The organism is Streptomyces sp. NPDC002784 (genome assembly GCF_053592135.1).
The window spans coordinates 451539-466323 of sequence record NZ_JBSFVD010000004.1; the positions used below are offsets into that span (position 1 = coordinate 451539).

15 protein-coding genes are annotated in these 14785 nt (G+C 73.1%); 9 read left to right on the forward strand and 6 right to left on the reverse strand.

The genetic code is table 11. The features are described from left to right. The first annotated feature begins 54 nt into the window (after nucleotides 1–54). A complete protein-coding gene (locus ACWD1Z_RS12005) occupies nucleotides 55–636 on the forward strand; it encodes a hypothetical protein (RefSeq protein WP_451117820.1) in 582 nt (193 codons plus the stop codon). 14 nt (nucleotides 637–650) lie between these two features. On the opposite strand, the gene ACWD1Z_RS12010 is transcribed toward ACWD1Z_RS12005, so the two are convergent. The 5 genes from ACWD1Z_RS12010 to ACWD1Z_RS12030 all read right to left on the reverse strand — a co-directional run bounded on the left by ACWD1Z_RS12010 (nucleotide 651) and on the right by ACWD1Z_RS12030 (nucleotide 4577). Beyond that, a complete protein-coding gene (locus ACWD1Z_RS12010; protein ID WP_389418367.1) occupies nucleotides 651–1025 on the reverse strand; it encodes a beta/alpha barrel domain-containing protein in 375 nt (124 codons plus the stop codon). 14 nt (nucleotides 1026–1039) lie between these two features. After that, nucleotides 1040–1519 (reverse strand): roadblock/LC7 domain-containing protein, encoded by a 480-nt coding sequence (locus ACWD1Z_RS12015; RefSeq protein WP_451117822.1) that lies wholly within the window; start codon nucleotides 1517–1519, stop codon nucleotides 1040–1042. Between the two features lie 19 nt (nucleotides 1520–1538). Next, entirely contained in the window at nucleotides 1539–2639 is a 1101-nt protein-coding gene (locus ACWD1Z_RS12020) for a transcriptional regulator (protein WP_451117824.1), read from the reverse strand. Beyond that, nucleotides 2636–3028, reverse strand: a complete 393-nt coding sequence (locus ACWD1Z_RS12025) for a hypothetical protein (RefSeq protein ID WP_389418370.1) — start codon at nucleotides 3026–3028, stop codon at nucleotides 2636–2638. The genes ACWD1Z_RS12020 and ACWD1Z_RS12025 overlap by 4 nt, the downstream gene beginning before the upstream one ends. 169 nt (nucleotides 3029–3197) lie before the next feature. Further along, nucleotides 3198–4577, reverse strand: coding sequence for a diaminopimelate decarboxylase (locus tag ACWD1Z_RS12030; protein WP_451117859.1), 1380 nt, complete (start codon nucleotides 4575–4577; stop codon nucleotides 3198–3200). A gap of 215 nt (nucleotides 4578–4792) precedes the next feature. Here ACWD1Z_RS12030 and hutU point away from each other — a divergent pair, with 215 nt between their 5' ends. From hutU to hutI, 4 genes are read left to right on the forward strand one after another with little or no spacing between them, the layout of a single operon-like run. Then, nucleotides 4793–6457, forward strand: a complete 1665-nt coding sequence (gene hutU / locus ACWD1Z_RS12035) for a urocanate hydratase (protein WP_451117826.1) — start codon at nucleotides 4793–4795, stop codon at nucleotides 6455–6457. Nucleotides 6458–6495: 38 nt separating this feature from the next. Continuing rightward, entirely contained in the window at nucleotides 6496–7698 is a 1203-nt protein-coding gene (locus tag ACWD1Z_RS12040) for an allantoate amidohydrolase (protein ID WP_451117861.1), read from the forward strand. After that, nucleotides 7695–9053 (forward strand): formimidoylglutamate deiminase, encoded by a 1359-nt coding sequence (locus ACWD1Z_RS12045; RefSeq protein WP_451117827.1) that lies wholly within the window; start codon nucleotides 7695–7697, stop codon nucleotides 9051–9053. The genes ACWD1Z_RS12040 and ACWD1Z_RS12045 overlap by 4 nt, the downstream gene beginning before the upstream one ends. Before the next feature lie 20 nt (nucleotides 9054–9073). Then, complete coding sequence (gene hutI, locus ACWD1Z_RS12050) at nucleotides 9074–10267, forward strand: imidazolonepropionase (protein WP_451117829.1); 1194 nt, start codon at nucleotides 9074–9076, stop codon at nucleotides 10265–10267. 105 nt (nucleotides 10268–10372) lie between these two features. Here the strand turns inward: hutI and ACWD1Z_RS12055 are convergent, their stop codons facing one another. After that, nucleotides 10373–11278 carry an RNA polymerase sigma factor SigF gene (locus ACWD1Z_RS12055; protein WP_451117831.1) on the reverse strand — a complete coding sequence of 302 codons (906 nt, stop codon included), beginning with the start codon at nucleotides 11276–11278 and terminating at the stop codon, nucleotides 10373–10375. A 240-nt stretch (nucleotides 11279–11518) separates the two neighbouring features. On the opposite strand from ACWD1Z_RS12055, the gene ACWD1Z_RS12060 reads away from it, so the two are divergent. The 4 genes from ACWD1Z_RS12060 to ACWD1Z_RS12075 all read left to right on the forward strand — a co-directional run bounded on the left by ACWD1Z_RS12060 (nucleotide 11519) and on the right by ACWD1Z_RS12075 (nucleotide 14677). Next, a complete protein-coding gene (locus tag ACWD1Z_RS12060) occupies nucleotides 11519–11896 on the forward strand; it encodes an STAS domain-containing protein (protein ID WP_451117833.1) in 378 nt (125 codons plus the stop codon). A 224-nt stretch (nucleotides 11897–12120) separates the two neighbouring features. After that, nucleotides 12121–12636, forward strand: a complete 516-nt coding sequence (locus ACWD1Z_RS12065) for an ATP-binding protein (protein ID WP_451117834.1) — start codon at nucleotides 12121–12123, stop codon at nucleotides 12634–12636. A 168-nt stretch (nucleotides 12637–12804) separates the two neighbouring features. Continuing rightward, nucleotides 12805–13485, forward strand: coding sequence for an LPXTG cell wall anchor domain-containing protein (locus tag ACWD1Z_RS12070; RefSeq protein WP_451117835.1), 681 nt, complete (start codon nucleotides 12805–12807; stop codon nucleotides 13483–13485). A gap of 244 nt (nucleotides 13486–13729) precedes the next feature. Then, nucleotides 13730–14677, forward strand: a complete 948-nt coding sequence (locus tag ACWD1Z_RS12075) for a hypothetical protein (protein WP_451117837.1) — start codon at nucleotides 13730–13732, stop codon at nucleotides 14675–14677. Nucleotides 14678–14785 lie beyond the last annotated feature (108 nt).

The following is a 14785-nucleotide window of genomic DNA, read 5'->3' on the forward strand; positions in this document are numbered from 1 at the left end:
CCGTTAACCTCCCGCCACTGCGAGTTCGACTTCGAGGCGATTGGGAGGCGGAACGTGGCACGCGGAGGTCAGGGGCTGGCTCGGGTGGCCGTCGTCGTACGGGCCGGAGCGGCACCGATGTGGTGGCTCGGGGTGTGCGCGGCCGGGGTCGGCGTACTGCTGCCGGGTCTGACCGGGCGCCGGATCGGGGTGCTGGCGGGCGCGGCGCTGTTCCTCGTCACGACGGCGGTCGTGGCGTACCGGCGGCGCGGGCGGTACGGCGCCCTCATGCGCGGGGCGGCCCGCGCGGGCAAGCACGATGTGCTCCAGGACCGCGCGGTGACCGTACGGAACTGGCGCCGGGGCCATCGCTGGTGGCTGCTGCTGGCCTTCGTGGCCGCACTCGGCAGCGCGTTCGCGGTGCCCGTGGCGGGCGGGATGCTGCTCGCCGGGGCGGGCGCCGGGCTCTGGCTGAAGTCCGCCTGGATCGGCCGGTGCGAGCGGGCCGAGGACTCGCTGCTGTGGGTGCGGGTGGACTGGCTCGTCGCCGGCGGGCGGCCCGCCGGGAAGGCCGTCAAGTCCTACCGCGACACCGGCATCGCGGCGGGCGACGCGGCCCCGGGTGGGGCCCGCCGCCGCGCCGACGCGCTGGTGTAGGCCGGGGGCCGGGGTCAGACCTCCAGGTCCTGCTCGATCCTGCGCAACTGGTGCCGCGCCATCGCCAGGTTGGCGCGTTTGGCGTCGAGCACCAGGTACATGAACAGGCCGTTGCCGCTGCGGCCGCTGAGCAGCCGGATCAAGTGGTACTGGTCGGACAGGGTGATCAGGATGTCCTCGATCTCGGCCTTGAGGCCCAGGTGTTCCATGGTGCGCATCTTGGCGCGCACGACGTCGGTGTTGCCGGCGGCGGCGACGTTCAGGTCGAAGCTCTTGCCGCCGCCCATGGTGCCCAGGGCCATGCCGGTGGTGTAGTCGACGAGCGCGACGCCGGTCGCGCCCTCGATGGAGGTCAGCGCCTCTTTGAGCGAGGTCTCGGTGTTGGCCATGACGGAACTTCCTCTCAACTCTCGGTGGTGGTGCGCGGTGGGGTGGTGGACGGGGTGCGCCGGTCTCGCGGGACCTTGGCCCGCGCGGGCGCCCTGGCGGGGGTACGGGGTCTGCTGTCGGCCGTGAGTCCGTCGACGAGCTCCCCGATCCGGGTGGCGGCGCGGCGGCCCTCCAGATGGAGGCGGCCGACGCTGACGTCGTCCCGGGCGAGCAGGGTCAGTACGGCTCCCTCGCCCGCCGCGTACGTCGCCACGTAGCCGTCCCGGCCGCGGAAGAGCAGTTCGCGCAGCTCGCCGCGGCCCGTGGCGTCGGTCAGCCGCACGGCCACGCCCAGCGCGGCGGCGGTGAGCGCGGCCACGCCCTCCGGCTCCACGCCGGGGGTGTCCTCGGCGACGACCAGACCGTCCACGCTGGCCGCGAGGGAGCCGGTCAGCTGGGGGATGCGGGCTCGTAGCCGGTGCAGCTCGTCGAGTATGGGCGCCTCGGCGGCCATCAGATTTCTCCTCTGTCGGTCAAAGGGCCTCCAGCGCATCCCGGACTCTCTTCAGCAGGGCGACGTCGGGGTCATCGGGCGCCAGCCGCTCGGCGGGAGCCGGGGGGCGGGGACGAACGGGGAGCGACGGGGGGTCGGCGGGGTGCGAGCACCCCTGCTGCGGCGCCGGTGCCGGGTCGGGGGGTTCGGGACGCGTCCGTGCCGGTGCCGGTCTCCGGTCGGAGGGCTCGGGGTAGGCCAGTGCCGGTCCCCAGTCCGAGGGTTCGGGGTGGACCCGTTGCGGTGCCGGTGCCTGGTGCGGGGGATCGGGGTGGGCCCGGTCTGCTGTCGGGCTCCGGTCCGGGGGATCGGGGTGGGCCCGTGTGGGGGCGCGGTCCGCGAGGGCGGGGTGGGTCGGGTGTGGGGTCAGGACGCCCGCTGCTGCCAGGCGGCGTATGTCCACCAGGGTGTGGAAGGCCGGGCGGCCCAGGGCGCGGGCGATGTCCGTGGCCGTACGGGCGCCGTCCAGCAGGGCCACGACCGCGCGCTGGCGAGCGGTGAGCGGAGTGCGGGGCGGGTCGGCACGGGTGAGGGGCGCGCTGTCGGTGCCGGGGTCGGGCCAGATGCGGTGCAGCAGATCACGGCGGCGCAGGGTCTCGCGCTCCACGGCGGCCACCGGCACCGGGCGCACGGGGCCGAGCCAGTGCCCGGTGCCGTAGCGGAAGCGGCCCGGGGTGCTGCTGGGCGCGAGGGCGAAGTAGGCGGCGTCGTAGAGCGCGCCCAGATGGCACAGCTCCAGCGTGCCGGGGGTGAGCCGGCCGCTGTCGACCAGGAGGCGGGCGGCGCCGTGCAGGTCGTCGGCGCGGGCGACGGCGTCCTGCCAGACGGCGGTGTCGAGGGTGCCGTGCGCGGTCAGCAGGACGTCCAGGCCGGGGGCGGCGGGACTCTCGGCGTGCACCACCCGGCCCTCCGCGAGATACAGCGTGCCGCACTCGCGCAGCAGGACGCCGGTGGCCCGCTCGGCGGCGAGCCGGCTCAGCATCGGCGACAGTCCGCGCGGCGCCCGCTCCCCGGCCGTGCTCCGGTCCCGGGACGGCAGCCGGGGCGGCAGGCCCGCCGGGGTGGCCCTCAGCGCGGTCATCCCAGCACCAGCCGTCCGGCCAGCTCACCGAGCCGGATCCGCGCCAGGGCGAGATTGCCCTCCTCGCGCCCCAGCCACAGATGCAGGAACACACTGCTGTCGAAGGACGTCCACACGAACCGCAGCACGTGATAGCTGTCCCGGTTGGAAAGGATCAGATCCTCGACGGGCGGTTCGGTCTCCGCGCCGGCGTCGGCCGGTGCGAACGCCCGGTGCTCGGCGGCCAGCCGGGCCAGCTCCGCCGCCTCCGCCGCGCTCGCCTCCGGGTCGCCGCCCGGCGACTCGCCCACCGTGCCCAGGGCCAGGCCGCTGGTCCAGTCGACCAGCGCCGCCCCTCGTGCTCCGGGCAGTTGCATGGCCTCCAGCAGACACTCGTCGATTCCGGGCACCGTGGCTCCCCTCCTGCCTGCGGTTCGGCTGAGTAACGCCGAAACTACGCAACGTGTGAGCGACAGGTGAGGCTTCTGGCATTTTCCAGTGGAACATGCGCCGGACGACTAAGGTGGGTCAACTGACCCTGTATCCAGACCTGTTCAACCGCAGCTCCGACGGAGTGCGTCAAGGGCGCCCGGGTGTGCCCAGGGTGGCGAGGGCGGCGGCGTGCGCCCCTCCGGATTCGGCCACGATCGCGTCGATGCTCTGCGGCTCCCGCACCGTCGCGAAGGCCACGCCCCCGGACCCGTCCGGCGCGAAGCCGTACACCCCGGGCCGGGCCAGGGAGTTGTAGGCGTAGTGGTGCGCGAAGTAGTACGCGCCCGTGTCCAGCGCCGCCACCACGTCCCCCGGCTCCAGCCGCGGCAGCGCCCGCGCCTCGGCCAGCAGATCCCCGGCGAAGCAGGCGGGACCGGCCACGTCCTGGACCACCTCGGCGCCCCCCTTCGGCCGCCCCTTCGCGTCGTACCCGGCGATCCTGAGCGGCCACGCCCCCGGCGCGTACACCGTCCGCGTCGCCACCTGCACGCCCGCGTGCGTCACCGCGACCGGCCGCCCGCCCGCGCTCTTGGTGTACTCCACCCGCGCCAGCACCGTCCCGTGCTTGGCCAGCAGCGACCGCCCGAATTCGGTCACCAGCCCGTACCGCCCGTCGAACAGCCCCGGCACCGCCTCGCTCAGCAGCCGCGCGTACTGCGCGTACGTCGGGGTCGTCAGGTCCGAGGTGAAGTTCACCGGCAGCCCGCCGCCGATGTCGATCGTGTCGATCTGCCGCCGCCCGATCCGGTCGTTGATCTCCTCGGCCAGCTGGTACGTCTCCGCCACGCCCCGCGCCATCAGCGACAGCGGCACGCCCTGGGACCCGGTGTGCGCGTGCAGCCGGGTCAGCCACGGGCGCTCCCGGTACGCCCGCACCACCCACTCCCGCGCCCCCTCGTCGCGCAGCGCCACCCCGAACTTCGAGGTCGCGGTCGCCGTCGACAGCGCCTCGATGGCCCCGGCGCCCACCTGCGGATTGACCCGGATCCCGAGCGGGGAGCGGCTCGGCGCGGACCTCATCAGGGCGTCGATGCGGTCCAGCTCCTGCGGATTGTCGGCGTTGACGGCGATCCCGAGCGCCAGCGCCTCCCGCAGCTCGGCCGGTGTCTTCGCGGGCGAGTCCAGCACCGTGCGCTCCGGCGGCAGCCCGGCCGCGCGCGCCAGCGCCAGCTCGCCCGGGCTCGCCACCTCGGCGCCGATTCCGGCCTCGTGCAGCAGCCGCAGCACCGGCACCAGCGGGGTCGCCTTGACCGCGAAGGCGTGCAGCACCGGGGTGCCGGGCGCGGTGACCGCGTCGAACGCCGCCCGCAGCCCGGCCGCCGCCTCCCGGATGCCGGTGACGTCCAGCAGGCCCACGATGGGGGCGTCCGGCCCCAGCAGCCCCTGCTCCACGGCGGCCCGCACCGCCTCGTCCCGGCGCGCCGCCCGCTCGTCGTCGCCCGTGCGCCCGTCCCTGACCTCGTCCACCGCGTCCCCCGTCGTGTCGTTCCCCGTGACCACGTATCCAGACAAACATCCGCGGCGCGGCCGCGCTGGCGCACGAACGTATTGACTAGCTCTATTCAGGACGCCAGGATGTGAATAACGACATCAAAATCCGGCATCACCATCCGGCACCCCCAATCCGGCACCGACACACCGGCACCGACACACCGGCAGCACCACCCGCTAGGAGGCAGACCATGTCAGGACCCCGCCCCGTACGAGCGCCGCGCGGTACGGAACTGAGCGCCCTGGGATGGCAGCAGGAGGCCGCCCTGCGGATGCTGCAGAACAACCTCGACCCCGAGGTCGCCGAGCACCCCGACAAGCTCGTCGTCTACGGCGGCACCGGCAAGGCGGCCCGCGACTGGCGCTCCTTCGACGCGATGGTGCGCACGCTGCGGGGGCTGAAGCAGGACGAGACGATGCTCGTGCAGTCCGGCCGCCCGGTCGGCGTGATGCAGACCCACGAGTGGGCCCCGCGCGTCCTCATCGCCAACTCCAACCTGGTCGGCGACTGGGCCAACTGGGAGGAGTTCCGCCGCCTGGAGCAGCTCGGCCTGACCATGTACGGCCAGATGACCGCCGGCTCCTGGATCTACATCGGCACCCAGGGCATCCTCCAGGGCACCTACGAGACCTTCTCCGCCGTCGCCGCGAAGAAGTTCGGCGGCACCCTCGCCGGGACGATCACCCTCACCGCGGGCCTCGGCGGCATGGGCGGCGCCCAGCCACTCGCCGTCACCATGAACGACGGCGTCGCCATCTGCGTCGACTGCGACCCGCGCGCCATCGAGCGCCGCATCGAGCACCGCTACCTCGACGTCCGCGCCGACTCCCTGGAGCACGCCCTCCAGCTCGCCGTCGAGGCCCGGGACGCCCGCCGCCCGCTCTCCATCGGCCTGCTCGGCAACGCCGCGGAGCTGCTGCCGCGCATGCTCGCCGAGGGCGCCCCCGTCGACATCGTCACCGACCAGACCTCGGCCCACGACCCTCTGGCCTACCTGCCCGCCGGTGTCGACTTCGACGACATGGCCTCCTACGCCGCCAAGGACCCGGCCGGTTTCACCACCCGCGCGCGGGAGTCCATGGCACGGCACGTCGAGGCGATGGTCGGCTTCATGGACGCCGGCGCCGAGGTCTTCGACTACGGCAACTCCATCCGCGGCGAGGCCCGGCTCGCCGGGTACGACCGGGCGTTCGCCTTCCCCGGCTTCGTGCCCGCCTACATCCGGCCGCTGTTCTGCGAGGGCAAGGGCCCCTTCCGCTGGGCCGCGCTCTCCGGTGACCCGGCCGACATCGCCAAGACCGACAAGGCGATCCTGGACCTCTTCCCCGAGAACGAGTCCCTCGCCCGCTGGATCAAGATGGCCGGTGAGCGCGTCCACTTCCAGGGCCTGCCCGCGCGCATCTGCTGGCTCGGCTACGGCGAGCGGGACAAGGCCGGTGAGCGGTTCAACGACATGGTCGCCGGCGGTGAACTGGCGGCGCCGCTCGCCATCGGCCGGGACCACCTCGACTGCGGTTCCGTCGCCTCCCCGTACCGCGAGACCGAGGCCATGCTCGACGGCTCCGACGCGATCGCCGACTGGCCCCTGCTCAACGCGATGGTCAACGTGGCCTCGGGCGCGTCCTGGGTCTCCCTCCACCACGGCGGCGGCGTCGGCATGGGCCGCTCCCTCCACGCCGGCCAGGTGACGGTCGCCGACGGCACGAAGCTGGGCGGGGAGAAGATCCGGCGGGTGCTGACCAACGACCCGGGCATGGGCGTCATCCGGCACGTGGACGCGGGCTACGACATCGCCGAGTCCGTGGCGGACGAGCGGGGCGTGCGGGTCCCGATGCGCGAAGGTGACCCGTCGTGAGCGGACAGACCGTACCGGGCGGCAGCTCCTTCCACTCCATGTGGCGCGAGCTGCTCCCCATCGGCCGGCACCCCGACTCCCGCGGCTACCGCCGCTACGCCTGGACCGGCGCCGACACCGAATGCCGGGCCTGGTTCCGGGCCCAGGCCGAAGCCCGGCACCTGGCCTACGAGGTCGACCGGAACGGCAACCAGTGGGCCTGGCTCGGGGATCCCGCCGCCGGGGACGCCGTGGTCACCGGCTCGCACCTCGACTCCGTGCCCGACGGCGGGGCCTTCGACGGCCCCCTCGGCGTGGTGTCCTCCTTCGCCGCCCTCGACGAACTCCGCCGCCGCGACGCGCACCTGGGCAAGCCGCTCGCCGTCGTCAACTTCGGGGACGAGGAGGGCGCCCGGTTCGGGCTGGCCTGTGTCGGGTCCAGGCTGGCCTCCGGACAGCTCACCGCCGCCCAGGCCCACCGGCTCACCGACGGCGACGGCATCACCCTCCCCCGGGCCATGGAGGCCGCCGGGTACGACCCCGACGCCATCGGGCCCGACCCCGAGCGACTGGCCCGGATCGGGGCCTTCGTCGAACTCCATGTCGAGCAGGGCCGGGCGCTCGACCTGACCGGGGACCCGGTCGGCGTCGCCAGCGCCATCTGGCCGCACGGGCGGTGGCGGTTCGACTTCCGGGGCGAGGCCAACCACGCCGGCACCACCCGGCTGGCGGACCGGCGCGACCCCATGCTGTCGTACGCCGAGACCGTGCTCGCCGCCCGCCGGGAGGCCGAACTCGCCGGCGCCGTCGCCACCTTCGGCAAGATCTCGGTCGAGCCGAACGGCGTCAACGCCATCCCCTCCCTCGTGCGCGGCTGGCTGGACTCCCGCGCCGAGGACCAGGCCACCCTCGACACCGTCGTCGGCGGCATCGAGAAGGCCGCCCGGGAGTACGCCGACGCCCACGGCATCGCCCTCGACGTCGTGCGGGAGTCCTTCACGCCGGTCGTCGAGTTCGACCACGCCCTGCGCGACGAACTCGCCCGCATCCTCGGCACGGACACCGGCCTCACCGTGCCCGTCCTCGGCACCGGCGCCGGACACGACGCCGGAATCCTGTCCGGGACCGTCCCGACCGCCATGCTGTTCGTGCGCAACCCCACCGGCGTCTCGCACTCCCCGGCCGAGTTCGCGGCCGAGGACGACTGCGTGGCCGGGGTGCTCGCCCTCGCCGACGTACTGGAAGGACTGGCCCGCACGTGACACGGACGTACTGGCTGGAGCACGCCTGGCTCGGCACCCATGTCGAGCCCGGCGTCGCCGTCACGGTGTCTCCCAGCGGCTCCGCGGCGGGCGCGGGCGGCCGCATCACCGCCGTCCGCACCGGCACGCCCACCCCGCCGCCCGGCGCCGAGATCCTCCGCGGTCTCACCCTCCCGGGGCTGGCCAACGCCCACTCGCACGCCTTCCACCGCGCCCTGCGCGGCACCGTCCAGGTCGGCTCCGGCACCTTCTGGACCTGGCGTGAGGTCATGTACGCGACGGCCGACCGGCTCACCCCCGACAGCTACCACGCCCTCGCCCGGGCCGTGTACGCCGAGATGGCGCTGGCCGGGGTGACCTCCGTCGGCGAGTTCCACTACCTCCACCACGCCCCCGGCGGCACCCCGTACGCCGACCCCAACGCCATGGGCGAGGCCCTCATCGCGGCCGCCGCCGACGCCGGTGTCCGGATCACCCTCCTCGACACCGCCTACCTCTCCTCCGGCTTCGGGCAGCCGCCCGACGCCCACCAGCTCCGCTTCTGCGACGGCAGCGCGGACGCCTGGGCCGAACGCTGTTCAGTTCTCAAGGAACGGGATCACGCGCGGATCGGAGCGGCCGTCCACTCCGTACGGGCCGTACCCGCCGACCAGTTGGCGACCGTCGCCCGGTGGGCCGAGGAGCGGCGGGCCCCGCTGCATGTGCACCTGTCCGAGCAGACCGCCGAGAACGACGCCTGCCGCGCCGCCCACGGCTGCACCCCCGCCCAGCTCCTCGCCGAGCACGGCGTCCTCGGGCCCCGCACCACCGGAGTCCACAACACGCACCTGACGGACGAGGACATCGCCCTCATCGGCGGCACCGGCACCGGCACCTGCATGTGCCCGACGACCGAGCGGGACCTCGCGGACGGCATCGGGCCGGCGGCCGCCCTGCAGCGCCAGGGCTCCCCGCTCAGCCTCGGCTCCGACAGCCACGCCGTCATCGACCTGCTCGAAGAGGCACGCGCGATGGAGCTCGACGAGCGCCTGCGCACCCGCACCCGCGGCCACTGGACCGCCGCCGCCCTGCTCCGCGCCGCCTCCGCGGACGGCCACGCGGCGCTCGGCTGGGACGAGGCCGGCGCGATCGAGACCGGCGCCCTCGCCGACCTCACGACGGTCGCGCTGGACTCGGTCAGGACAGCGGGGCCGCTGCCCGCGCTGGGAGCCGAGACGGCCGTATTCGCCGCGACGGCAGCGGACGTACGGCACACGATCGTGGGCGGGCGGCACGTCGTACGAGACGGCGCCCACGCCCTCGTACCCGATGTGCCGCAAGCCCTCGCGCGGGCCGTCGAAGCCCTCCGCGCCTGACGACCACCCACGAGGACGCCATGTCCACCCACGAGGACGCCATGAGCAGCACTGCCATCACCAACATCGCCACGCTGGTCACCAACGACCCCTCCCTCGGCGACGGATCCCCCCTCGGTCTGATCCAGGACGCGGCCGTCGTCATCGACGGCGACCGCATCGCGTGGACCGGTGAATCAAGCAAAACACCCGCCACTGACAACCGGGTCGACGCCGGGGGCCGGGCCGTCCTCCCGGGCTTCGTGGACTCCCACTCCCACCTGGTCTTCGCGGGGGACCGCACGCAGGAGTTCAACGCGCGCATGTCGGGCCGCGGTTACACGGCCGGTGGCATCCGCACCACCGTCGCCGCCACCCGCGCCGCCTCGGACGAGGAGCTGGAGCACAACCTCACGCGCTATCTCGCCGAGGCCCTCCGCCAGGGCACGACCACGTTCGAGACCAAGTCGGGGTACGGCCTGACCACCGAGGACGAGTCCCGCGCCCTGCGCATCGCCGCCGCCCACACCGAGGAGGTCACCTACCTCGGCGCCCACATCGTCTCCCCCGACTACGCCGACGACCCGGCCGGCTATGTCGCCCTGGTCACCGGCGAGATGCTCGACGCCTGTGCGCCGTACGCCCGCTGGATCGACGTCTTCTGCGAGAAGGGCGCCTTCGACGGGGACCAGGCCCGCGCGATCCTGACCGCCGGCAAGGCCAGGGGCCTGCACCCCCGCATCCACGCCAACCAGCTCTCCTACGGCCCCGGCGTCCAGCTCGCCGTGGAACTCGACGCGGCCAGCGCCGACCACTGCACCCACCTCACCGACGCCGACGTGGACGCGCTGGCCGGCGGGAACACCGTCGCCACCCTGCTCCCCGGCGCCGAGTTCTCCACCCGCGCCGAGTGGCCCGACGCCCGCCGCCTCCTCGACGCGGGCGTCACCGTCGCCCTGTCCACCGACTGCAACCCGGGCTCGTCGTTCACCTCGTCCGTGCCCTTCTGCATCGCGCTCGCGGTACGGGACATGGGGATGACGCCGGACGAGGCGGTCTGGTCGGCCACGGCGGGCGGTGCCGCGGCCCTGCGCCGCACGGACGTCGGCCGTATCGCACCGGGCGCCCGCGCCGACCTCGTCCTCCTCGACGCCCCGAGCCATGTGCACCTGGCCTACCGGCCGGGCGTGCCCCTGGTCACCGGCGTGTGGCACAAGGGCGTACGCGCCCTCTGAGCCACCCGCAGGCGTGCCTCGGAACAGCGGGCGGGCAGCGAAAAAGCCGAGGGGCCCCGTTCCCATCGGAACCGGGCCCTCGGCAGGTACGACGGAGGACGGCCGTCACTCCTCGACCGTCAGCCCCTTGCGCAGTTTCACCAGCGTCCGGGCCAGCAGCCGGGAGACGTGCATCTGCGAGATGCCGAGCTCCTCACCGATCTCCGACTGGGTCATGCCCGCGACGAACCGCAGGGACAGGATCGTGCGGTCCCGGGAGGGGAGTTGGGCGATCAGCGGCTTCAGCGACTCGATGTACTCGATGCCTTCGAGCCCGTGGTCCTCGTAGCCGATGCGGTCGGCGAGCGCGCCCTCGGAGTCGTCCTCCTCCGGCTGGGCGTCCAGCGAGGAGGCGGTGTACGCGTTCGACGCCGCCATGCCCTCGACGACCTCTTCCTTGGTCAGACCCAGGCGCTCGGCGAGCTCGGCCACTGTCGGGGCGCGGTCGAGCTTCTGGGCGAGTTCGTCGCCCGCCTTGGCCAGGTCGAGCCGGAGTTCCTGGAGTCTGCGCGGCACCCGCACGGACCAGGAGGTGTCCCGGAAGAAGCGCTTGATCTCACCCACGATGGTAGGCATCGCGAAAGTGGGGAACTCGACTCCACGGCTGAGCTCGAAACGGTCGATCGCCTTGATCAGGCCGATGGTGCCGACCTGGATGATGTCCTCCATGGGCTCGCTGCGGGAGCGGAAGCGGGAGGCGGCGAACTTGACCAGCGCGAGGTTGAGTTCGACGAGCGTGTTGCGGACGTACGCGTACTCGGGGGTCCCTTCCTCCAGCGACTCCAGGCGCTGGAAGAGGGTCTTGGACAGGGCCCGTGCGTCCACCGGCCCCACCTCGTCGTACGGGGGTATCTCCGGCAGACCGGCGAGTAGGTCGTCCTGCTCGATGGGCTCCAGATGTTCCGGGGGGGAAGCCGACGTCGCTTCATGGGTATGCGATGCGTCGAGCCGGGGTGACATGATGTCCTCCATCGTTCTCGGCATATGGCTGCCGATGCCAATGCGTGCACTGCGGTGTGCGGCGCCTCCAAAGCCGGCCGTGTCGGTTTTCGTGTCTCTACTAGCCCTACCCGGTTTCCTGAGGACATCGCAAGTGCGTTCTGTTGTGAAATGTCCGTTTACGGGTGGATGTTCGGGTGTCGGAGGGCGCGCGGAAGGCGTAATGTTCGAGGGCGTCAGTCAGCAGCCAGGACGTCGGGAGTGAGACACGGCATGGACCGCGGGACAGTCGGCAGCGCACAGTCTGGCCGACTTCTGGTGGAGGTGCGGGAAGAGGGCTCCAGTGCCGTCGTGACCCCCGTAGGTGAGTTGGATCACCACACCGCCGATTTGTTGCGTGAGCCACTCGAGGAGTGCCTCGCGAAGGGCTTCAGCAGGCTGGTCGTCGACTGTGCGCGGCTGGACTTCTGTGACTCGACAGGACTCAATGTGCTTCTCGGTGCCCGCCTCAAGGCGGAGGCCGCCGGGGGCGGCGTCCATCTCGCGGCGATGCAGCCGGTGGTCTCCAGAGTGTTCGAGATCACCGGGGCGGAGGCGGTTTTCACCGTCCACGACAGCCTCGAAGCCGCGCTGACCGACGAGGCCGGCTGACGGTGATGGCGCCCCCTTGCGCCGCACCCGCCGCCTCTTGTGGAACGCCACTCTCCGGACGTCACGTGATTCGTACCGAATGCAGGGGTGTTTCGCCGGTCTGCTCGGGCAGGAGACACCCTGGACATGTCGCTGTCATGGCGGCGCGGGTAGTCGTCGAGCGGACCTCTGCAGTGAGTGACTCCTTCCAACGTGAACTGGTGAATCGGTGAGGTGAAGCGCTGATGAGCACCACCCGGCCCTACTCGCCGGGCGACCGCGGCCCCGAGCCCAGCGGCGCTTCCGGGGCGTCCGACGGGGGCGCGCCCGTGCCGTCCGAACCGGTGACGGGCCGGCAGGTCCGCAGCCTCGACCTCGTCGGGCAGAGCGGAGTCGTGCCGCTCGCCCGTGACTTCACCCGGCAGGCGCTGTACGCGTGGGGCTGGCTGCCGGCCGACGGGGCCGACCAGCGGGCCGCGGCGGAGGATGTGCTGCTGGTCGTCTCCGAGCTGGTCACCAACGCCTGCCTGCATGCCGAGGGGCCGGAACAGCTCCGGATCAGCTGCGACAACAAGGTCATCCGGCTGGAGGTCTCCGACGGGGGCGCGGGTCAGCCGGCGCCCCGCACCCCGCACCGCGCCAGCCGCCCCGGCGGTCACGGCATGTTCATCGTGCAGCGGCTCTGCCTGGACTGGGGGATCGTACGGGCCCCGGGAGCCACCGGCAAGACGGTCTGGGCGGAGCTGGGGGCTCCCGCCTAGGGGTTACCCCGGGTCATCCCCTGGCCACCGCCTCCACCGCACCCTTCTTCCGTGCGCGCCGGATCGTCACAACTCCGGCGCGCATCGTGTCTTCCCTCCTCTCGGCCCCGGGCGTACCTTGACGGCCGATCTGATGTGCCGTCAGGAATCGAGAGGGAGCGGGATACCGTGTCGTACCGGAAACGAAGCGCCGCACTCGCGTCCGTCGCGGCCCTGGCCGGCTCGGCGGTGCTGATGGCCGCCCCCGCCGCCCGGGCCGAGGTCGTCGACGTCAACTACCAGTGCAAGACACCGATCGGTGACAAGAGCGCCGTCTCGCCCATCGACATCAAGAGCGCCGGGAGCGGCGACGGCTACAAGATCACCATGTCCTGGCGGAAGGGGGTCTCCTCCAGCCCGGTCGAGCTGGGCAAGGGGGCGATGAACCCCAGCGCCACCATCGAGCTGGGCGGCGCCGAGAGCGGCACCATGACCGTGACGGGACCGGCGAACCAGGAGGCCGTCCCGGCCAACACCCCCATCAAGATCAGCGACCTGACCGGCACCTACACGCCGAAGAAGTCCGGCGAGGTCACCTTCACCCCGGGGGTGCTCACCATCGAGGCGCTCGGCACGACGACCACGTGCACCCCCTCGAACGGCCCCGGCCCCGCGCTCACGCTCGACGTGAAGGCGGCGGGCGGCGGTGGCGGCACCGGCTCCCCGCAGAACGGCTCCGGCTCCGAACTCCCGCGGACCGGCCCCGAGGACTCGGCCGTCGCCCTCGGCACCCTCGGCGGCACCGTGCTCCTCACGGGCGCGGCGGGCGCCCTGTGGCTGACCCGGCGCCACCGGACGGTACGGCGCTGAAGTACGCGTACCACTGTCTGACGGTACGGCGCTGGACTCCTCGTACGAGTGTCTGACGGTACGGCGCTGAACCCCTCGTATCGCCTTGGAGCCGCCCATGTCGCCGACCGCCCGGGTCCTGCCCCCCCGCCCCGCTGCTCCCGCCGGCGACCGCGGCCCTCTGCCTCGTACGACGCCACCGGCGCCGTAGCGAGGGTGTGGCCGAACCGCCCTTTGCGGACTCCGAGTTGACGGGAGAGGTGCGGTGAACGGAAAGGTGCGGATCCCGGCGCTGCTCGTCCTGCTGCTGGTGCTGTCGGCGGTGCCCGTCTCGGCCGCCGATCCGCCCACCGTGAGACTCTCCGCCTCCCAGGCGGGGACCGGGGGTTCGGTCACCGTCACCGGGGAGGGCTGGCGGCCCCGGGCGCTGCTGATGATCCTGATCTGCGGGCAGTCGGCGCCCGCGACGGGCGTGACCGGGGGCACCGATTCCTGTGCCAACGCGGACGGCCGGGCCGTGACGACCGACGCCGAGGGCCGGTTCAGCCGGAAGCTGCCGGTGGCCGAGCCGCCGGTGCCGTGTCCGTGCGTGGTGCACGTGGCCACGGTCCAGGGCGCGCGGGCCGAGGCCGACGCCGCTTTCCAGGTGGCCGGGCACGCGGTCGAACCGTTGCCCGCGGACGCGTCCGGCGGACGCCTCGCCGTCCTCACCGACACCCGCCTCGACGGCTCCGGCTCCCTGCTGACCTGGTTCGGCGCCGCGCCCTCCCGCACGCTCGTGTTCACGGTCGGCAATGTCGGCACCTCGGCCGTGCGGGACCCGGTCTTCCAAGTCGGCGCCTCCCACGGGGTGTTCGCCCCGGAGTGGCAGGACCAGCGGTGGCACGGCACGATCCGCCCCGGCGGCAAGGCGCGCGTCGAGCTGCCCGTGGAACTGGCCGCCGGGGCGCACGGCGGCTACACCGTCTCGCTGAAGTACGGCGGCAAGGTCATGGCCGAACAGCCCTGGCACGTGGGCCGCCCCTGGGGCGTGACCCTGTTCTGGGTCCTGGTCTGCCTGGTCGTACCGGCCGCGCTGTTCCGCGCCGGCATGGCCGCCGTGGACCGGATACGGCCCCGCCCGCACTGCCGCCGCCCCGGGCTGCGCCTGCCGGGGCTGAAACCCCGCCGGCAGGCCAGGCACGCGATGTCCCCCACCGGTCCACGTACGTGAAGGGGCAAAGCAAAGGGGCCGCGGGGGGCCCGCGGGGGGGGTGCGGGCCCGCCGGGCGCGGGCGGTGGGTAGGGCGGACGACAGAAGAGCAGAGACCTTTATAAGGAA